General features: G+C 53.7%; 2 protein-coding genes. Both read left to right on the top strand.

Annotated features, from left to right (window positions below):
* A partial coding sequence (locus Q7V48_03540) for a class I SAM-dependent RNA methyltransferase (protein MDO9209810.1) occupies positions 1–1,171 on the top strand: 1,171 nt, incomplete at its 5' end.
* A gap of 164 nt (positions 1,172–1,335) precedes the next feature.
* The coding region (locus tag Q7V48_03535) for an AMP-binding protein (GenBank protein MDO9209809.1) at positions 1,336–2,846 on the top strand (1,511 nt) is incomplete at its 3' end.

Raw genomic sequence — 2,846 nt, 5'->3', positions numbered from 1 at the left:
CATGAGTAATCTGTTCGCCGTCTGCCTACCGGGGCTCGAGGATTTTACGACCAAAGAACTTGAACAACTGGGCTTGGGAGTCAAACCTACCCTTTCTCCGTCGGTGGATTCTCCTCTGGGGCGAAAACCGGATGATCCAGTGGGTGGCATAGAATTTCGCGGGTCGCTGCACGATATTTGCCGAGCCAACCTGCACCTACGCACGGCGAGTCGAGTGTTGGTTCGACTGGGCACGTTTTACGCAGCCGCATTCTCAGATCTCCGTCGAAAGGCGAGACGTCTACCGTGGGAAGGATATCTTACCCCCGGGCAGCCGGCAGCTTTTCGGGTAACCAGCCACCAATCCCGTTTGTATCATACGGGGGCTATAACCGAATACATAACTGGAGCCATTGCCGACCGCTTGGGTAAGCCCCCAACGGTTCGAAAATTCGATGAAGACCCCGTAACCAACCTGCCGCAATTGGTCGTTGTACGCTTGGTGGACAATCATTGCACGATCAGCCTGGATTCATCCGGCTCGCTGTTGCATCGGCGCGGGTATCGGCTGGCCACGGCAAAAGCCCCCCTGCGAGAAACGCTGGCCGCTGGAATACTATTGGCCTCAGGTTGGGATTCTGCATCCCCCCTGCTTGATCCCTTCTGCGGCTCGGGTACCATCGCAATTGAGGCGGCGCTGTTGGCCAAAAAAATCCCCCCCGGCCGAACTCGACATTTTGCCTTCATGGATTGGCCCAATTTCAATGCCGCAATATGGAAGGCTTTGATGGCGGAGAGTACGGCAAAAAACCTATCTCCCTCACCTAAAATTATTGCTTCCGACCGCGATGCCGGCGCGATTCAGGCAGCTCGAGCCAATGCCGAACGTGCGGGGGTAGCCGACTGCATAGAATTTTCGTGCCGCTCCGTCTCGGCCATTAAACCGCCGCCTTACCCGGGGTGGGTGATCACCAACCCTCCCTATGGGGTGCGGGTAAGTGCAGGCAAAGACTTGCGCCACCTATATGCCCAATTGGGGAAGATACTGCGGGCTAAGTGCCCCAACTGGAACTTGGCGTTGCTCTGCGAGCGCGCCCAACTTCTGAAAAGTACAGGGTTGAAGTTCGATAGGGGAATCGCCCTGCGAAACGGGGGGTTGAGAGTTAGGCTGATGCAAAGCCGGGTAAAATAATTCTCCTCGAATTCTCAACCCACGATAATAAATCACTTTAGGGTTTATTCCCCGCCGCTTGCGGCGAAAAATTTATGCATGAGCGAATAATACCCCGTCCGCTTGCGGCGGGGTAGTTTATTTGAAAAACATGGATTTTCGTATACAGAAAGTTGGCCAAAAGAATGAATTTCTGGAAGGAAAAAACGCTGGGTGAGGCCGTGAGGGATGCCGCCCGCGTTTACGGCGACCGTGAGTTCCTCGTAGTCGGGGACACCCGCATCACTTATCAACAAATGGCGGACAAAATAGAGCAGTTCTCCAAAGGTTTATTATCGGTCGGAGTGGAGCCCGGGGACAAGGTGGCCATTTGGCTACCCAATGGGATCGAGTGGGTAGTTGCCATATTCTCTCTGGCCAATATCGGGGCCATTTTCGTTCCGGTCAATACCCGCTTCAAAGCGGATGAATTGGAATATATTTTACAACAATCCGATTCTTCCATCTTCATTCTATCCGACCGGTTTCAAAAAACGGGATATCTGGAAGTATTGCGACAGCTTTGCCCCGAACTGTACATCTCTCAACCCGGAGGCCTGCATTCCCAGCGAATCACCGGTTTAAAGACTGTAATTTGCGTCTCTGAAAAAGCTCAGCCCGGAACGTTTTCATTTCAGAGGCTTTTTCAGATGGGAAGAGAAATCGACCTCAAGCCGGTGGAAGACTCCGTGGACCCCCATCAAACCGTCAGCATTCTTTATACCTCCGGATCCACTGCTTTCCCGAAAGGGGTTATGCTCACTCATAACAACATCCTGAGGAATGGCTTTGAAATTGGCGAGCGCTTAGGGCTGAATGCAGAGGACCGCTACTTCAACCCATGTCCTTACTACCACAATGCTGGATTGGTGGATGGGCTGCTGGCCGCTCTCACCCACGGAAGCTGCAACGTGACGCTGTCTTCCTTCGACGCCCGGGAATCTTTAGCCGTCATGGAGCGGGAGCGGTGTACGGCTGTGGGTGGGATCCAGACCATGTATGTAAAAATGATGGAGGAGCCGGGCCTGGATCGGAAAAAGTTATCCCTGCGGACCGGTTGGACCACCGGCCCTCCTCAGACCGTCCGGGATATCTACGAGAAGATGGGGATAAGCGGGATTACCAACCTCTATGGGATTTCTGAAGCTTCTCCCTGCTGCTCGATATCTGATTGCCTGCATGACTCGCTGGAAGACAGAATGAATCGAATGGGAAAACCATTGCCCGGCGTAGAGATGAAGATCGTTAGCCCCCAAACCGGGGAGCCCCTCTCCCCGAACGATAAGGGAGAGATTTGCGCTCGAGGATGGAACCTGATGCAGGGGTATTATAATAAACGCGAGGAGACCGCCAAGGCCATCGACTCCGAAGGATGGCTCCATACCGGAGACCTGGGATTCATCGATGAGAAGGGGTTCGTCTTTTTCATGGGCCGGATCAAGAATGTGGTCCGGAGCGGCGGGGAGAACATTTCTCCCGAAGAGGTGGAGAATTTCATTTTCCGGCACCCCAAGGTGAAACATGTGGAAGTCGTGGGCCTTCCGGATGGAAAATGGGGGCAGCGGGTAACCGCCTGCATTGAGTTGAAGGAGGGCATGGAAGCCACCCCGGGAGAGATCATCGACTTCTGCAAAGAGAAAATGGCCAATTTCAAAGT

The sequence above is a fragment of the Deltaproteobacteria bacterium genome (assembly GCA_030654105.1).
In the GTDB taxonomy this organism is placed as follows: Bacteria; Desulfobacterota; SM23-61; order SM23-61; family SM23-61; genus JAHJQK01.
Note: the sequence above shows the minus strand (reverse complement) of the source record. Positions and strands in the feature narration are given on the sequence as shown.